Genomic DNA, 16219 nt, shown 5'->3' with positions numbered 1-16219 from the left:
ATGTGTTCCGTGGATGTCTATTCTTTGCTTAGTTTTTCCAGGTAAGCCAGGAATTCAGGATTGGTATAATCCGCACCACCCTCATGTTTGAAGACTATTTTACCTGCTTTATTCAATACTAGAGTTGTCGGGATTGCGCTTCCCAGGTATTCTGGGGGAATTGCGCTTGCCGGTGTGAAGACTGGTAAGCTATATTTATTCTTGCGCATAAATTCCTGCGATTGCTCTGCTTTGTTATCCACGTCAACCATGAGAATAACAACATTAGGGTTTGTTTTTAATTTATCATATAAAGCATTAATCGAAGGCATTTCAGCTACACAAGGAGGACACCACGTTGCCCAGAAATTAATGAACACTACTTTACCCTGAAGTGAATTCAAAGGTAAAACTGCGCCGTTTTCGTCTTTGAAAGAAACCGATGTACTGGCTTGTTGTGCATTGGTTTCAGATCCCGAATCCATATTTGTGCCAGATGGGACTTCAGGCTGAAATAAACCAATTTTCATTAGTCCCTGCATCATTGTTCCTTTAATTTGTGGATTGATCATCAAAGCTGCGATCAACAAAAATATGACAGCAGTGAAGATATTTGATGCAGTAAACCATTTCTTTTTTGTTTCCATTATAATTATTTGAGTGTTAAAAATACATTGATTATTTATTCTTTTTGTAGCAATTACCAGGGCTGTTTAGTCTGCGAACCGGGTAAGTCGCATATACACTTTTCCTAAATTGCTGCAATGGAGAAACAGGCGTTTGAGAATAACTATTTAAATCGCAGCGCAGGATAAATAAGCCTACAAAGTAAACTTTATGCATTGCTATAAATATTATCGATAGAATTTGATAAAAGAATAGACAAGGCTACGGAAAGCCGGTGTGCTGGTCAGCATACGCGGACTGTTTTTATTGTCTATATCAGAAAGAGACAGTTACGCAGATAAATTGGGCAGGCGGAGCGGAGTTCTTTATCCCCTGTGGATTTGATGGCAGGCTTTATTAAGGTCAGCCACAAACAGTTAACTGCGAGTAATAAGGAAGTAAGAAATAAGACTGACGCTTTTAATGTTGAAGACTGCTGGTCTATCTGCAGACTCCCGGATTTTATATCAGTTGAAATCTGACATACGGCCACATTATTCAGATATATTCCTGTTTTCAGTGTGCCTGCCTTTGCTTTTCCGGGAAGGGCTGGGATGTCTGGTTTTCCCAGATAGGCATTAATACTTTGTTTAACCGGGCAAGAAGAAATCACGAAAAATATCATTAGCAGCAAGGCAATCGGATTTCTTCCGATATGCATAAATTGCGTGTAGATATTTTGGGCTTTCCTGTTTTGCATGAATGTCAAAGCTATGAATTTAATTATAAACTTATTTAAACTGTGCAATCGCCTCTCCTAAATCATAGATCCGGGTCTGAGTTCCCAGGGCTATATAGAGGATGCTGCTGGCTGCGGCGCTTCTGTATCCCCCGGCGCAGTGTACCATAATCGGTTTGTTTGTTGGGATTTCTGTTGTTCTCTCGCGCAGCTCTGCCAATGGGATGTGTATTGCATGTGCAAATATCGGTTGGGCCTTAACTTCGCCGGTATTTCTGACGTCGACAATAGTAAAGTGATCCGGATTGCTTGTTAAAAGCTCAAGATCCGGTGCATCCATGGTTTGCGAGCCACCTTTACTAATAAATGCAGAAGCTATAAGAGATTCATATCCTATGCTGGCAGTCCGGCTGATCATCGCCAGCAGCTTTTCATTGTCGGCGGCAGCCAGATAATACCGCTCACCAGGATTGACAATACTCCCCAGCCATGTTTCAAATTTATTGCCCTCCTGAATATTAACCGATCCTGGCAGGAAACCTTTCTTGAACTCTGTTTCCGGCCTGGTATCAATTATTATCAGATCATTCCTGTCGTTCGAAGATATTACAGTTCTGCTATTCCTATCTTCCTGGGCCAAAACAGATACTTTTTTAATAGCCTCTTCAAAAGCCGGCGCTCCACTGCGGTTTAGTTCTACATCGTAGCCGAAATATTTTGGGATGAAGGGTTGATCGGCAATTAAAGTCCGAATAAATGCCGGTTTATCAGGTTCATTTAACGACCAGTTACCGGCTTTTTCTGCGCCGATAGTGCTGCTATTGGCAGTACTTAGGCCTTTTCCGCAGAGTGTTCCGGCACCATGCGCAGGATATACCGTGACATGATCCGGTAAGCGCATCAATTTGTCCCGTAATGAATGGAATAACTTTCCTGCGAGTTCCTCCCGTTTTGCCTTTTGATTGCCGGCATCTTCCCGCAGGTCTGGTCTTCCGCAATCACCTACAAAAAGTGTGTCACCAGTAAACACGGCTTCTTCCCGGCCATTGTGATGCAGAACAATGCAGATACTATCAGGGGAGTGGCCCGGCGTATGAAGACTGCTGAGCGTTATTTTACCAAGATTTATCACTGCCCCTTTATCAAAATGCTCAAAAGGATAGGATGCGCCGGTTAAACTATGTGCGTAAATTTTCGCATTATGCCGCTGGTGAAATTCCAGATGGCTACTCACGAAATCTGCATGCGGATGAGATTCAATAACGGCGATTATAGCAGCTTTATTTTCTGCAGCATAGGCTTCATAAACTTTCGGATTTCTGGAAGGGTCGATGAGTATAATCTGACTTTCACATTCGCTTAGAATTGCATAACTGTAATGTGAAAGGTGCTTGTCTTCAAATTGTTGAATCTTCATGTACTGTTAATTTTAATGCGGAATTTTATCTTTAACTAAACCGTAGATGTAGGTTCCGGCAATTGAACCAGCGATTACAATAAGTATCGAAAGATAACCATAACCTAGATTTACAAACATCGGACCCGGACATGAACCTGTTAATGCCCATCCCAATCCAAATATAGTTCCACCAATCAGATAACGGGTAAACGATTTCTCTTTCTCTTTAAATATGATTTGCTGTCCTGTGGAATCTTTGATTTGAAATTTCTTAATTAACCAGACGGCAATTATTCCCATGCACACAGCTGTACCGATAATCCCATACATGTGGAAAGATTGGAAACGGAACATTTCCTGAATACGGAACCATGAAATTGCTTCAGATTTCGACATTGTAATTCCAAAGAGGATACCTGCCGCTATATATTTTAGAGTTTTCATAGTTCGGGATTAGAAGATGAAAGGAATAATCAGATGTGTCATCGTAAGCCCGCCAATAAAAAAGCCGGTTACAGCTATTATTGAGGGAATCTGAAGGTCAGATAATCCAGAAATGGCATGCCCTGAAGTGCAACCTCCGGCGTACCGGGTGCCAAAGCCCACCAGTAAGCCACCACAGACTAGGATTAGTATTATTTTAGGGTTCTTCAGGGCAGACAAAGAATAGAGCTCCGCGGGATTCATTTCACCATTGAAATCGAATCCGATTTGTTTCAGGTCAGCTATGGTTTCAACCGATAATTTTAGAGTAGCCGGGTCTTTTAAGAACTGAGAGGAGATAAACCCGCCTATGACCGACCCAACCAGAAATAGTAGATTCCACTTCTGCGTTCTCCAGTCAAAATCAAAGAATTTTGTTTTTTTACCGGCTCCTGCGATTGTGCAGATCGTCCGCAGGTTGGCAGAGAACCCAAATGATTTCCCCCAGTAAAGTAACATCAGCATAATTACGAAGATCATGAAGCCCGAAAAATACCAGGACCAGGGTTGTTGAATGAATTCTATCATAGCCTTTAAATTATTGTCTGCTGTTCAAATATCCGATACTTTTTTTTCTGATCAGGTGACTTTAGTCACCTAAGAATTACTATAGTCTTTCAATGGCATTCCTGTTCAGTTTTACAAGACCTTTCTGTTCCATTTTTTTGAGAATCCTGGAAATCACTTCCCTGGAAGAATTCAGATCAGTTGCAATTTCCTGATGGGTAATCTGTAAATGGTTTGTGCCCAGTTTTTCTGATTGGTGTTTTAAATAGGCAAATAGACGTTCATCAAGCGCTTTGAAAGTTACATTGTCAATGACTTCCAAAAGTTCTTCAAATCTCAGTCTGTAAGTGTCCATCACAAAATAGTACCACGATTTATATTCCGGCATCAGGTTATCCATTAATCCGATTGGTATAAGCAAAACGATGGTTTTTTCTATGGCTTTTGCCGTAACCTCACTTTGTTGCTGTTTGATCGCGCAGGACAGCGATAATGCACAAGCGTTACCAGGTTCAAGTTCATACATGAAAAATTCTGTTCCATTTTCTCCATTTCTATAGAGTTTTACCCTTCCTGCTACAATTAGTACAGTGAATTGTAAATATTGGCCGGTTTCCATCAGGAATTCTCCTTCTGCGAATGTTTTTAATCTGGCTTGATTAATCAGCAGTTCTTTAAGAGCAGGTTCAAATTGAGGAAATACCTGATCGATATAGTTTGTAATGGATACGTTCATCTTGAAATTTAAATATGGAACCTTTTGTAAAGGTAGAAATTGCCTGGTCAGGATTCTACAGGCGTCTGCGGGATAACTATATATTTTTATTGAAAAAAAACATATAGTTTAAGTAGTTGTATAGTAGTTGATTGACGGTTTAAATGACCTCAGCAGGGGTTGTCTTTGTAAAAAAGATTTGGAGGAGCACAAAATTGTGTTACCTTTGCAGCCGTTGAGAGAGACAGTCGAATGCTTCTTTTTAACAAACATAGTGCGGGGTGGAGCAGTTGGTAGCTCGTCGGGCTCATAACCCGAAGGTCATCAGTTCGAGTCTGGTCCCCGCTACCAAAAGGAACAAGGCTTTTAAGCTTGTCGTTTCATTTGGCCCGTTCGTCTACCGGTTAGGACGCCAGATTTTCATTCTGGAAATAGGGGTTCGATTCCCCTACGGGCTACAAAAAAAGGGAAAGATTCTTAATAGATTCTTTCCCTTTTTTTATTCCTTTAATTAGCTACCACTTATCCAGCCCCAGTAGTTTCTTACCCAAAGGGGAAAGTTCTGCCGCGGAATACTGTTGCTCCCGTTGCAGGGGATCGCCGGGGAAAGCAAAACCTTCAGGTGCTTTCCGTTCTCTCCAGGAGGAAATTCTCCATTGCCGGATATCCTCGTTATCTTCCTCAGCAGGCATCATCGAAATATATTGTGCAATCCGGACTTTATCCTTGCTATTGTTCACCCTGATCCCATGGGGTTGTGAACTATTAAAGATCAAGAGGTCACCGGCCTCCATTTTTACTTTTGTCGGTGTAAAACCGGTCGTGTCCGGCTTAAAATGATTTCGGTCATCAGGTTGCGTCAGTTTCCACTGATCGTAGGTACGATATAGTTCCGGGATACATTGAAAACCGCCCATATTTTCGTCCGTTTGGTCCACTAGAGCCAGTACGCCCTGTACATTTTGAGGCTTGGTCTCCGGATCATAATCCCAGTGTATAAATCCTTTATATTCATGGCCGGGACGAATCGGGAAGTTGAGGTTGGCACGATCGATAGTCACCCATAATTTTTCAGTCCCCCAGATATCGCAAAAAGCATCATAAATTCTTTTGTTCTGACGGTTCTCCCATAATAATTGGTGGTTATAAACTTCTACCATACCAGTATTACTCAGTTCCTTCATTTTCATTTCTGATAATGGTGCGGTGTACCAGGTTTCGGGGTTGCCGGAGTCTTTACCCTCGAAGTTCCATAAGAAGGTTGCCGTTTTTTTAGCCTGTTCTAATGAGATAGCCTGTTTGATGATTACGTATCCATTCCGGATCCAAAACGTCCAGTCATCTTCAGACAGAACCCGTAATTTCTCGCCACTGCTGCGGTCATTTAACTTTACACTGCTACTTGCCGCAGTAGATGGATTTCCTGGAATATCATGATGTATTAGATTTGATCTGGTTGCTGGAGGTATAGTTTCTTTTTCCATAATTTTATACTTTTAGTTTGCTCCTACAAATTTGTCGTCAAACACGATGTCGAATTTCCTCCGTAATGACACCTTTTTGCTCTATATTGATCATTATATAAATTTGTTTTATGACTTATTGATAATACAACGAAGATGAAAATTCAGAAAGAAGATGTATTGATTGAGCCGGGACATTCCTTTCGCATTTTTTCTCCGAGTTTGAGGAATTATTTTTACTGGCACTATCATCCGGAATTTGAACTGATATTTATTGAGGGCTTAACCGGAATAAGGCATGTTGGACAGCATATATCGAGTTTTATGGAAAGTGATCTCGTACTTATCGGGTCAAATATCCCACACCTTAATTTCGACTATGGACTGATGACCGATTATCAACAGATTGTCGTGCAGCTGAAAGACAGTTTTATAAATGATGTGTTGCCTGGGATCGCTGAATTTGCAAGTATAAAACTACTTTTTAAAAGAGCGGCTTTTGGAATTTCATTTCACGGAGAGACTAAAAAGCAAGCTGTAGAGCTACTAAAAGAGATTCAGCAACTCCAGAGCTTCGGGCGCCTCATTAAGTTACTTCAAATCTTTAATTTGCTGGCAGGGAGCCAAGAATACACCCAACTTAATGAGACAGATACCAGCCTGAAACTGTTCTTAAATGATAAAGTCCGGATGGGTAGTGTTTATGAGTATATCCATCAGCATTACCATGAGCATACAGATGTGAATAAGGTTGCAGAAAAAATAGGCTTAAGCACGGCAGCATTTTGCAGATATTTCAAAAAGCAAACCAATATGACATTTACAGATTTTGTGAATCAGTACCGGATTAATCTTGCAAAAACAATGCTATTGCAAGATATTAATGTATCAGAAGCTTGTTATGGTGTAGGGTTTCAGAGTTTGTCTTATTTCAATAAGCTTTTTAACAAACTGACTGGATTAGGGCCGCTTGAATTTAAAAAGCAATTTAGCAGCGCAAAATAAGTTCATGGCGTCTATTTTTTATATAATGCCGGATAGGGAACAAATTCAGTATCATCGCCGTTGATCTTATCAAAAGCTTGGTCAATCCAACGTTGTTTCGCAGTATTGATTAATTCTTTATCTGAAGCCACAAAATTCCAGTCTATAAATCTTTGTTCTGGAAATGGATCACCTCCGAAAAGGTAAATTGTGCTGTCGGCTTCCATAACAAATTCACATAAAGAACTCTGTTTAGCTACCAGTAATTGTTTCGGACCGTACGTATTGCCGTCGCTTTCGATGCTGCCCTCTAAAATATAAAGTCCGGCTTCTCCATAAAGTTCCTTGCCGATGTTAACGATTTGGCGGCTTGAACTTTTTATTTGCAGCATAAATAATTTACTGTACACAGGGACTGCAGACCGGTGTCCGGATATTTCTCCTGCAATAAGTTTATATTGCAGGTCACCCTCTGTCCAGGACGGTAACTGCCCTGCGTCAATATGAAAAAACTCAGGCTCCATCTCTTCCAGTTTTTTAGGCAGGGCAACCCAAATCTGTAAACCATGAATAACCTTGTCAGAATGCCGCAGATATTCAGGTGTTCGTTCTGAATGGACAATACCTTTTCCAGCAGTCATCCAGTTTACCGCACCAGCTTTGATCTCGACTTCGTTACCAAGTGTGTCGCGATGCATAATGCTTCCTTCGAATAGGAAAGTAAGCGTAGACAGGCCGATATGTGGATGTGGCATAACGTCAAAGTTTTCCCTTTCATTCATTTTTACAGGGCCCATGTGGTCAATAAAAATGAAAGGGCCCACCATTCTTTTTTCCCGGAAGGGCAATAGCCGGCCCACCATAAAATTCCCAATACTTGCCGCTCTTTCTTCTATGATAAGGTTAATATTTGACATGGCGCGTTGTTTAAATGCAGATTAATCACCTATTGTAATTTGCTAAAAAATTACCAATTACAATAGGTGAATTTTCTTCTGATCGGAAATCAAAACAATAGATTACAGATTAGCAGTTAACAATTGTTGTACAATATAACCTTTGTTAGGGTTTTCAGGATCATGTGTAACTAAAGCCCTTACTCTGGCTTTAGCACTATAGTCGGCATTGCTTTGCATTTTTTCCGCCAATGAAAGAATCTGATCCATTTGACTGGCAATCTCCTGATTCAGTGGCTTTAGCTCATAAGCACCGGAGTAGATGAATTTGCCGTCCAGTTTCCTGAAAGCCAGTCCACGGGCAAGTATGCTATGTATCTGCAGCGAAATTTCAAATGGCTCCTTGCCGGTATACTTTTCTTTGCTGAGAACCTGCTCCAGTACGAACCACTTGTCCGGACCATCCTGGGGAGCTACATCCGGCACATATACTTTTGCTTTAACTTTATAAGTGTAACCAATTTCCCTTTCCGAAAACTCTGTTAATGATAATGGAGATGAGCTTTTATCCGACCAAAGGTAGATGTTGCTATTGTCAGTAGAATAGAAGTGGTCGACAAAAAGTTCAGTTGTCTGCCCGTTTTTGGGATCGGTCCGGTCGAATTTTTCTTTTGAACATCCGAAACTGAAAAATACCAGGCATAGGAGAGGTAAGTAGCGCATAATTATTTGGTTTTAGGTTTTTATTATAAACGCAACGATTCTCTAAAACGCAACACAAATAACATCTTTTTTTAAAATTAAAGTGCTGACAATCATCATCGTGCTAATTTATTTTTTTTCATAGTGTAAATCTTGCATATATTTGCGTAACTGATTACGTAATTAACATATTTAAATATACAATGGATTTTTTTAATCAAACAGGGCATATGGCCATTGGCACAAGACTTAGGATGCTCTCCGATAAAGTTTCAGATGATGCTGCACAGGTATATCAATTATTTGACGTAGACCTGCAGCCAAAATGGTTTCCCGTTTTTCATGTGCTTCAGCAGGGGGAGTTTACGATTACCGAAATTGCGCAGCAGATTGGGCATTCTCATCCTTCGGTTAGCAAAATCGTCTCTGAAATGGCAAAAAAGAAAATTGTTACTGAGAATAAAGACAAGAACGACGGAAGAAGAAATGTGATCAGATTATCTGCTAAAGGCCGGGACATGGCAGAGAAATTTGAAAAGCAGGTGGTAGACGTTGGAAGTGCAGTTCAGGAAATTCTGGAAAGCAGCAGAAACAATCTTTGGGAGGCGATAGAGGAATGGGAATATCTTTTAGAACAAAAGTCATTATACAAAAGGATTGTAGAACATAAAAAACTAAGAGAAGCCAAGGATGTCAAAATTGTGCCCTTTGAGGAAAAATACGCTAAAGATTTCAAAGCATTGAATGAAGAATGGATTTCAACCTATTTTAAAATGGAGAGTGCTGATCATCAGTCTTTAGATCATCCAAAAGAATATATTTTGGATCGGGGAGGAGAAATTTTTATTGCATTATATCAGGATGACGTGGTTGGAAGTTGTGCGCTGATTAAAATGAATGACCCGCAATACGATTACGAACTGGCGAAAATGGCGGTGTCTCCAAAAGCTCAGGGAAAAAATATCGGCTGGTTATTGGGGAGTACTATAGTAAACCGGGTAAAAGAATTAGGTGGAAGGAACTTGTATCTGGAAAGTAATACCCTGTTGAAACCGGCAATTAATTTATATCAGAAATTAGGATTTGAAAAAGTAGTGGGGCGTGCTACACCTTATGAGCGCTGTAATATTCAAATGGAATTGAAAATCCATTTATAATTACAGCGCTGGTTGATGCGAAAAGTATAAAGGCCGATTTTTATTTCTGCATTTTCTTTTCGTATCCGCTTTTGTTTAAAACCTCAGCTATAGGTAGTTTGTAGATATCCTTCCAGGATTCCGGACCGTGTAAATCCGTATAAGATTGAATAATTCTGAAGCCCAGCCAGTAGAAAAGAGTTTTAGGTGCGTCGGGAAATAGTTTGAACTGGTCATTTCTCAACAAAGGATTATTACCATCTTTGGAATTAAAATACACCTTAACCTGCCTGAAGATTTCCTTTTCATTTTTGAGATACCAGTTCCACTCTTTTTCTGACATATTTTCTACAGCTTCACGTTCTTTTATGTTCTGGTCAAAAAATATCCAGGTGAAATAGCAGGCAAATCCCTCGTCAATCACTTGTGCCAAAGCAGTTTCATTAAGCGGGTCTTTAAGTCTTCCCGGTTCGTAAGCAAGGTGGTTCAATTCATGAGGAATTCCTTTGTGAATTGTATAGTCCAGATTATTATTTGCGTAATTGAGCTCCAGTGCGAATTGATCTGCATTACACCCACCAAAACCAATTCCTTGTAATGGGGTAAATAAAATGCTGATGACGGCCTGAGGATTAACCTTTACCATTTGATTGAATTTATGCAGGTTAAATTTCAGGATAGAATCAAGATTCATAGAAATCAATTGCCTTGTCTTCAGGTCAAAAGCAGCTTTGTTTTCCGGATACAACGTTTTATTCCAGGCGATCATTCCCGATGGATTGTTAAACCTGGAAGCATTCTCTTCGCCGAAGATCATTCCGTAACAACCATCCCAAAGTTGCTGATGCGGGCGGTATACGTTTTTAACAATCATCAGACTGTCGTATGCCCCGTTCTGATGCGCAAGAATCTGGCTTTTAAATAAATTATGAACGACAATATTATCTACCCTTATACTATCAGAAACCATCATCAAGCTGTCCCGATAGGTTAACTTTCTGCTTTGACCAAGCAGGTTATTATTTAATGAAAAGATCAGAAAAAATAGTATCCCTGTACTCAGTACGAAAAGTGATTTCATTAGCTTTTTTTAATCATGGATAACGTAATACCAAAAAATCTCTTGAATGCAGTATTCAGATGAGCGTGATCATAAAAACCAGTCATAAAAGCAACATGTCGGGGATCCTGGCTTTTCAGGAGCATTGCTTTTGCAATTTTGAGTCTTTTAACCATCATATAAGCCTGAGGAGAAATGCCTCTGGCAGCTTTGAAAACCCTTACAAAATGGAATTTACTCATACAGAACTGTTTTGATAACCAATCCAGGCTAACCGGCTGATAAGGAAAGGTTTCACAGAGTTCGTCCAGCAGTGCAAACCTATTTTCCGTTACCGGTTTTTCGCTTGTAGCGTACTGCGAAAGTCTTTTTAATACGGTTTCAAAGTTGGCCAGAGAACTTTGACCGGTAAATAAATTACTGAGCTCACCGGCAAGGATATTATCATTTATAACGCGCTCTAGTCTTTCCGGTTTTTTCCCGGTTCCGTGATATTTCAGCAGATCAGGATTAACATACAGTGTCTGGTAACTGTATCCCGAACTATCAATCGCCTGGTTCTTATGTACTTCATTAGCCTGGGTTACACTCACAGACCCTGTTAACGCATAAAAACTTTCATCTGGTGTATCCAGCTGCTCCGTTCCACCGGTTATAAGGGAAATACAATAGTAATCATGAAAGTGAACAGGAAAGTAGTCAGTCTCATTTATTGAGGAAAACATTTCAATATTATCTGAATGGTTCCATTTTTTATATTCAAAAGAAGAAGGGCGCATAATTATTATTTCGGCTCGTATTGAAGCAGTACAATTCCCGAACTGAAAGAAAGTGACTGAGTTAGTCGGAGTTGAATATTTTCAGTGGACTTTCTGAAAACAGGCAGACCTCCACCAATTGCTACAGGATTCATGTAAAGGTGGAACTCATCGATTAGACCGCTATCTATTAAATAAGATACAAAACTGCAGCCACCGTAAACCATGATATCTTTTCCTGGCTGAGATTTTAACTGCCTGATAAAAGTTTCCGCATCGCTGCTGATAACCATCGTATTTTTCCAGTCCTGTGCATTTGCAGTCGCAGAGAAAACAATTTTTGGCGTATTGACCATCTTTTCGCTGGATGCATCCGCTGTTTCCGGGTTTTCCTGTAAAGATTGCCAATGTGGGATAAAACCGTCTGCCAGTTTTCTGCCGAGCAGTATACAGTCAACATTTTCTGTTTGTTTACTGACATGTGCTTTCAGGTTATCGTCCCAGTCCCATACCAGCCAGTCCAGTTCTCCTTCAAGACCTGCGGCATAACCATCAGCACTCATCTGCAATTGCAATTTTAGTTTTCTCATGATTTCTATTTGGTTCGTCTAATTTAATATATTTAATAACAACTCCCCAAATCATAAGATTTTAGTTTTTGCCTGTATAATGGGATAACTTTAGCAAGTTTTGGGTTTTCGGGTGTTTCAGCCTGCCTTATCTTTGTATAATATCTGAAGCTTATGAACACACAGGAAGAAACAAATTTCGAACGTATCGAAGCCGCAATTAATTATATCAGCCGGAATTTTAAAACTCAGCCTGACCTTGACGAGATAGCGGAGAGTGTACATCTAAGTCCATTTCATTTTCAACGTTTATTTACAGAATGGGCAGGAGTAAGTCCGAAGAAGTTTTTGCAGTACCTGACAGTAGAACATGCTAAAAGCATTCTCCGGGATAAGCAATCCAGTTTATTTGATACCGCGTATGACAGCGGTTTATCGGGTACAGGAAGATTGCATGATTTATTCGTTCATATAGAAGGAATGACCCCCGGAGAATTCAAAACGGGTGGTAATTTGCTGCTTATTAATTACAGCTTTGCCCAGACCCCATTTGGTCAGGTGCTGGTTGCATCTACTGCCATTGGAATTTGTTATATGGCTTTTGCTGAAGATACGTTAAGTGCTTTTCAGCAGTTGGAGAAGAGATTCCCGAATGCCGTATTCAAACAGCTGACAGACACCATACAACAGAATGCGCTGCATATTTTCGGACAGGACTGGAGCCATCTCAAACAGATAAAATTGCACCTTAAAGGAACTCCCTTTCAGTTAAAAGTATGGGAGACCCTTCTGAAGATTCCTTCTGGACGATTAACCACATATGGACAGATTGCAGCTGGCGTCGGAGCGGCGGGCTCGTCCAGGGCTGTAGGTACTGCGATAGGAATGAACCCTGTAGCATTTCTTATTCCCTGTCACCGGGTAATTCAATCCAGTGGAGCTTTCGGACAATATCATTGGGGGGCAGACAGGAAAAGCGCAATGATTGGATGGGAATCAGCTTTAGCAGAAAATGAGAGGCAGAATATACTACCATATGACGGCGAGGTTTTTTATTACGGATCTCAGTTTAGTATTGCCGATGCGCAGTCTTTTTTTGCAATTCTGCTGGAAGAAATAGAATGGCAGCCCGATGAGGCTGTTATATTTGGTAAACATATCTATACGAAAAGAAAAGCGGCCTGGTATGGAGACAAAGCTTTTCAGTATACTTATTCGAAGACTACAAAAATAGCTAAAGCCTGGACTCCGGCCCTGCTTGTTTTAAAACACCATGTAGAGGCACAGACCGGCCAGAAGTTTAATTCATGCCTGCTCAATCTTTACCATGATGGACAAGAAGGAATGGCCTGGCACAGTGATGACGAGAAGTCTCTCGGTAAAGACACCTGTATTGCTTCCCTGAGCTTTGGAGCGATTCGTAAATTTGCCTTTAAACACAAGACAACCGGCGACTACGTGTATTTGATGCTCGAAAGCGGAAGCTTACTCGTTATGCAGGGAACCACACAGACACATTGGCTGCATAGATTACCGCCGACGGTAAAAGTGAAAACTCCCCGTATCAATCTAACCTTCCGTACTATGCTGGATCAGGGCTGAGCGTTTGCTTTATAAGCTGGGCAAAACTGAACAAAAAACAACAGGCTTTGTTATCTTTACCGGATTATTAAAACCAGGGCTGAATGACAGATGTAACCAGGAAGAGTTTTTTAAGTGCTGCCAAAGGAAAAATCATAGTGGGTTTTTTACTCGCTTTCTGTGCGCTGTTCCTGGCCTGGGGAGTCAGTAAGGTTGCCTTTGACGAGATGCTCGATACCGTTAATTCTATATCGGCGCCGAATGATAAACTCCGTTTGGTTAATATGGTATCCCGTAAAGTTTCCAGTCTTGATCAGCAGCAGAAGAACCTGGCATTTAGTTCCCCTGGTAAATACAATCAGTTTTTTAAAGAGTCCCGGCAGCTCCGTGTATTACTCGACTCCCTTTCAGGTATGTATAAGAATGACTCCGTACAACTGAGTAGGATTAAGTCTATTGAGGGCCTGCTGGTTATTCGTGACAGGCAATTTGTAAATTATCTGAAAGTAAGAGAAGGCCTGGTTAATAACCAATCCTTTCGAAATGAAGTACAGAAGCTTAATCAATTGGTAAATAAGGGCCCGGGCCCGCAGGATAGCACCGTGGTTACTACAGAGAAAAAAACTTCGACAGTAACTATTTTCCCGGTAGATGAGGTCAAGAAGAAAGGACTTTTTAACCGGATTTTTGGAAAGAAAAAAGAGGAAGAGAATACTTCCTATCAGGTGACAAATGAAGAAAAGATCCAGAGAGATACAATTTCACTATCAGCAGATACTGTAATCGCGAGAGGACTCGAAAAATCCCTGAGGACAATCGCAGAAGAACAGAAAATTAAAAGTGCGAGGTTTCTTGACCGGGAGGCTGTACTAGCTGAAGCTAATAATAAGCTCATTAACCAGATGCTGGATATTCTGCGTAAGGTAGAGGGAGAGGTGGTTATTCAGATCGAACAGAATGGAATCCGCGCTAAAGAAGTCGTTAATACCGGAATCAGCAGGATCAGCTTCATTATGATCGGATTTTTCCTCCTTACCGTTATTCTGTTGTACCTGATTCTCACTGATATTACCCGAAGCAACCTTTACCGGAAGGAACTCGAAGAAGCGAGGGATGAAGCCGAATTTCACAGTATGGCGAAACAGCGCTTTCTGTCTAATATGAGTCATGAGATCAGGACGCCCCTTCAATCTATTATTGGTTATGCAGAAATTATCAGGAATCAGCCGAACCCTCAGTTAAGGGATATTAATGCGATTTATAGTTCCTCAGAACACCTGTTGCAAATTGTCAATGAGATTTTAGATTATAACCGGATTATATCAGGCAAGTTTACCTTCAGTTCCAAGACTTTCCGTCTCGCCGATCTGCTTGAGGATGTGATTCTTGTTATGAAACCCCAGGCAGAACAGAAAAAACTGATCATGCGTACTGACGTTGATCTTTCCGGTTCTGGTATTGTGATGGGAGATCCGTTCCGTTTAAAGCAGATTCTGTATAACCTGCTGAGTAATGCCATTAAGTTTACGCCTCATGGTGAGATTTTATTACGGGCAGAAGATAAACGGCAGGGTGGTCAGCTCCACATGATTTTCACTATAACCGATACTGGAATCGGAATGACAGAGGAGCAGAGTAACCGGATATTTATTGAGTTTGAGCAGATTGATTCTCCGGATAAAGAGGTTACTAACAAAGCTGGTGCTGGTCTGGGATTGAATATTGTCCGGTCGCTGGTAGAGAATCAAGGCGGAAGGATTTATGTGAAGAGCAAACCTGGAGAAGGAAGTACTTTTACAGTATATCTGACTATGGAGGTTGGAGAAGAAACGGATCTTCCTAAAAATACGCCTGAACTGCAGGGGCCGGTTGTTCAGGGCCGTGTTTGGGTGGTCGATGACGACAGTCTCATTCTAGACTTGTGCGAGGTGATTTTTAAACGGCGTAATATTGCGTACCGGTGCTTTAACAGTCCTGTTGATATGCTGTCTGCCCCATGGGATAATGAAGTCAGTTATATTTTAATGGATATCCGGATGCCTGGAATTTCGGGAAGAGAATTGTGTCAGCAGATGCGCAGAAAGATTCCTGCAGATGTAAAGATATTTGCGATGACTGCACAAGTCCTGCCGGAAGAACTGGAGTCTGTCCTTGCACAGGGATTTGATGGCTTACTAATGAAACCTTTCCGGGAAACGGATCTTTTAGGTGTATTCCGGGTACCGGGATCCGTAGCAATACCAGTTACGCAGAAAATTATTACACAACCAACTATAACCACCAGCGTGGTAGACTTCGACACAAGCGTTATCGAAAAGATGACCTTTGGAGACAATGACTTGCTTTTAAAAATTTTAAACCGGTTCAGAGATGACTGCGAGCAGGACAGCATGACCTTGCTGGAAGCACTGAAAAAGACAGAGTTCGAAGAAGCCAGACTTATTGTCCACCGTATCGCCGGGAGGACAGCTCAGATGGGGGCCTCAACACTAGCTGCGGAATTTCGTTTAATGGAGATCAGTCTGGACCGGGCAGGTACTATTACAGTAGAAGACGCAAATACGACCAGATTGATGGTTACAGAATTGAATGCCCTTATTGAATTGGTAGACCAGAAGATTGCAAACTTACAGCAGCAGTAA

The 16219-nt window shown here is 41.0% G+C and carries 16 protein-coding genes and 2 tRNA genes; 6 read left to right on the top strand and 12 right to left on the bottom strand.

Annotation, left to right across the window (positions count from 1 at the left end):
- Positions 1 to 17: 17 nt before the first annotated feature.
- The 6 genes from BLR53_RS10070 to BLR53_RS10045 all read right to left on the bottom strand — a co-directional run bounded on the left by BLR53_RS10070 (position 18) and on the right by BLR53_RS10045 (position 4449).
- Complete coding sequence (locus BLR53_RS10070) at positions 18 to 626, bottom strand: TlpA family protein disulfide reductase (RefSeq protein ID WP_051759707.1); 609 nt, start codon at positions 624 to 626, stop codon at positions 18 to 20.
- A gap of 290 nt (positions 627 to 916) precedes the next feature.
- Positions 917 to 1345, bottom strand: coding sequence for a hypothetical protein (locus BLR53_RS10065; protein ID WP_074589344.1), 429 nt, complete (start codon positions 1343 to 1345; stop codon positions 917 to 919).
- 31 nt (positions 1346 to 1376) lie between these two features.
- Positions 1377 to 2741: an MBL fold metallo-hydrolase gene (locus BLR53_RS10060; RefSeq protein ID WP_074589341.1), complete on the bottom strand. Its 1365-nt coding sequence runs from the start codon at positions 2739 to 2741 to the stop codon at positions 1377 to 1379.
- A 12-nt stretch (positions 2742 to 2753) separates the two neighbouring features.
- Positions 2754 to 3167 carry a DUF6691 family protein gene (locus BLR53_RS10055; protein WP_074589339.1) on the bottom strand — a complete coding sequence of 138 codons (414 nt, stop codon included), beginning with the start codon at positions 3165 to 3167 and terminating at the stop codon, positions 2754 to 2756.
- A gap of 9 nt (positions 3168 to 3176) precedes the next feature.
- On the bottom strand, positions 3177 to 3734 hold the full coding sequence (locus BLR53_RS10050) for a YeeE/YedE family protein (protein WP_083332047.1): 558 nt from the start codon (positions 3732 to 3734) through the stop codon (positions 3177 to 3179).
- Between the two features lie 79 nt (positions 3735 to 3813).
- Positions 3814 to 4449, bottom strand: coding sequence for a Crp/Fnr family transcriptional regulator (locus BLR53_RS10045; RefSeq protein WP_074589337.1), 636 nt, complete (start codon positions 4447 to 4449; stop codon positions 3814 to 3816).
- A 254-nt stretch (positions 4450 to 4703) separates the two neighbouring features.
- Between BLR53_RS10045 and BLR53_RS10040 the strand changes: the two genes are divergently transcribed.
- Together BLR53_RS10040 and BLR53_RS10035 are read left to right on the top strand one after the other, a co-directional pair.
- Positions 4704 to 4779, top strand: a tRNA-Met gene (locus BLR53_RS10040).
- Between the two features lie 35 nt (positions 4780 to 4814).
- Positions 4815 to 4886: transfer RNA gene (locus BLR53_RS10035), tRNA-Glu, on the top strand.
- A gap of 57 nt (positions 4887 to 4943) precedes the next feature.
- Here the strand turns inward: BLR53_RS10035 and BLR53_RS10030 are convergent.
- Complete coding sequence (locus BLR53_RS10030) at positions 4944 to 5912, bottom strand: phytanoyl-CoA dioxygenase family protein (RefSeq protein WP_074589334.1); 969 nt, start codon at positions 5910 to 5912, stop codon at positions 4944 to 4946.
- 135 nt (positions 5913 to 6047) lie between these two features.
- Between BLR53_RS10030 and BLR53_RS10025 the strand changes: the two genes are divergently transcribed.
- On the top strand, positions 6048 to 6896 hold the full coding sequence (locus tag BLR53_RS10025) for a helix-turn-helix domain-containing protein (protein ID WP_037441525.1): 849 nt from the start codon (positions 6048 to 6050) through the stop codon (positions 6894 to 6896).
- 11 nt (positions 6897 to 6907) lie between these two features.
- Here BLR53_RS10025 and BLR53_RS10020 read toward each other — a convergent pair whose 3' ends face one another.
- The gene (locus tag BLR53_RS10020; protein ID WP_037441527.1) at positions 6908 to 7792 is read right to left on the bottom strand and encodes a pirin family protein; all 885 of its coding nucleotides are present in this window, start codon (positions 7790 to 7792) and stop codon (positions 6908 to 6910) included.
- Positions 7793 to 7894: 102 nt separating this feature from the next.
- Positions 7895 to 8494: a hypothetical protein gene (locus tag BLR53_RS10015; protein ID WP_074589332.1), complete on the bottom strand. Its 600-nt coding sequence runs from the start codon at positions 8492 to 8494 to the stop codon at positions 7895 to 7897.
- A gap of 182 nt (positions 8495 to 8676) precedes the next feature.
- Between BLR53_RS10015 and BLR53_RS10010 the strand changes: the two genes are divergently transcribed.
- Positions 8677 to 9630: a bifunctional helix-turn-helix transcriptional regulator/GNAT family N-acetyltransferase gene (locus BLR53_RS10010; protein WP_074589330.1), complete on the top strand. Its 954-nt coding sequence runs from the start codon at positions 8677 to 8679 to the stop codon at positions 9628 to 9630.
- 40 nt (positions 9631 to 9670) lie between these two features.
- On the opposite strand, the gene BLR53_RS10005 is transcribed toward BLR53_RS10010, so the two are convergent.
- From BLR53_RS10005 to BLR53_RS09995, 3 genes are read right to left on the bottom strand one after another with little or no spacing between them, the layout of a single operon-like run.
- A complete protein-coding gene (locus BLR53_RS10005) occupies positions 9671 to 10690 on the bottom strand; it encodes a gliding motility protein GldB-related protein (protein ID WP_244889480.1) in 1020 nt (339 codons plus the stop codon).
- Complete coding sequence (locus tag BLR53_RS10000) at positions 10690 to 11448, bottom strand: AraC family transcriptional regulator (RefSeq protein WP_074589327.1); 759 nt, start codon at positions 11446 to 11448, stop codon at positions 10690 to 10692. Before BLR53_RS10000 ends, BLR53_RS10005 begins: the two co-directional genes overlap by 1 nt.
- A 5-nt stretch (positions 11449 to 11453) precedes the next feature.
- Complete coding sequence (locus BLR53_RS09995) at positions 11454 to 12017, bottom strand: dihydrofolate reductase family protein (protein ID WP_037441539.1); 564 nt, start codon at positions 12015 to 12017, stop codon at positions 11454 to 11456.
- Positions 12018 to 12170: 153 nt separating this feature from the next.
- Here BLR53_RS09995 and BLR53_RS20280 point away from each other — a divergent pair, with 153 nt between their 5' ends.
- Positions 12171 to 13598 carry a methylated-DNA--[protein]-cysteine S-methyltransferase gene (locus BLR53_RS20280; protein WP_074589325.1) on the top strand — a complete coding sequence of 476 codons (1428 nt, stop codon included), beginning with the start codon at positions 12171 to 12173 and terminating at the stop codon, positions 13596 to 13598.
- A gap of 83 nt (positions 13599 to 13681) precedes the next feature.
- Positions 13682 to 16219, top strand: coding sequence for a hybrid sensor histidine kinase/response regulator (locus BLR53_RS09985; protein ID WP_074589323.1), 2538 nt, complete (start codon positions 13682 to 13684; stop codon positions 16217 to 16219).

The sequence above is a fragment of the Pedobacter antarcticus genome (genome assembly GCF_900103515.1).
In the GTDB taxonomy this organism is placed as follows: Bacteria; Bacteroidota; Bacteroidia; order Sphingobacteriales; family Sphingobacteriaceae; genus Pedobacter; species Pedobacter antarcticus.
The sequence above is the reverse complement of the archived record's forward strand: the minus strand, read 5'-3'. Positions and strand labels throughout refer to the sequence as shown.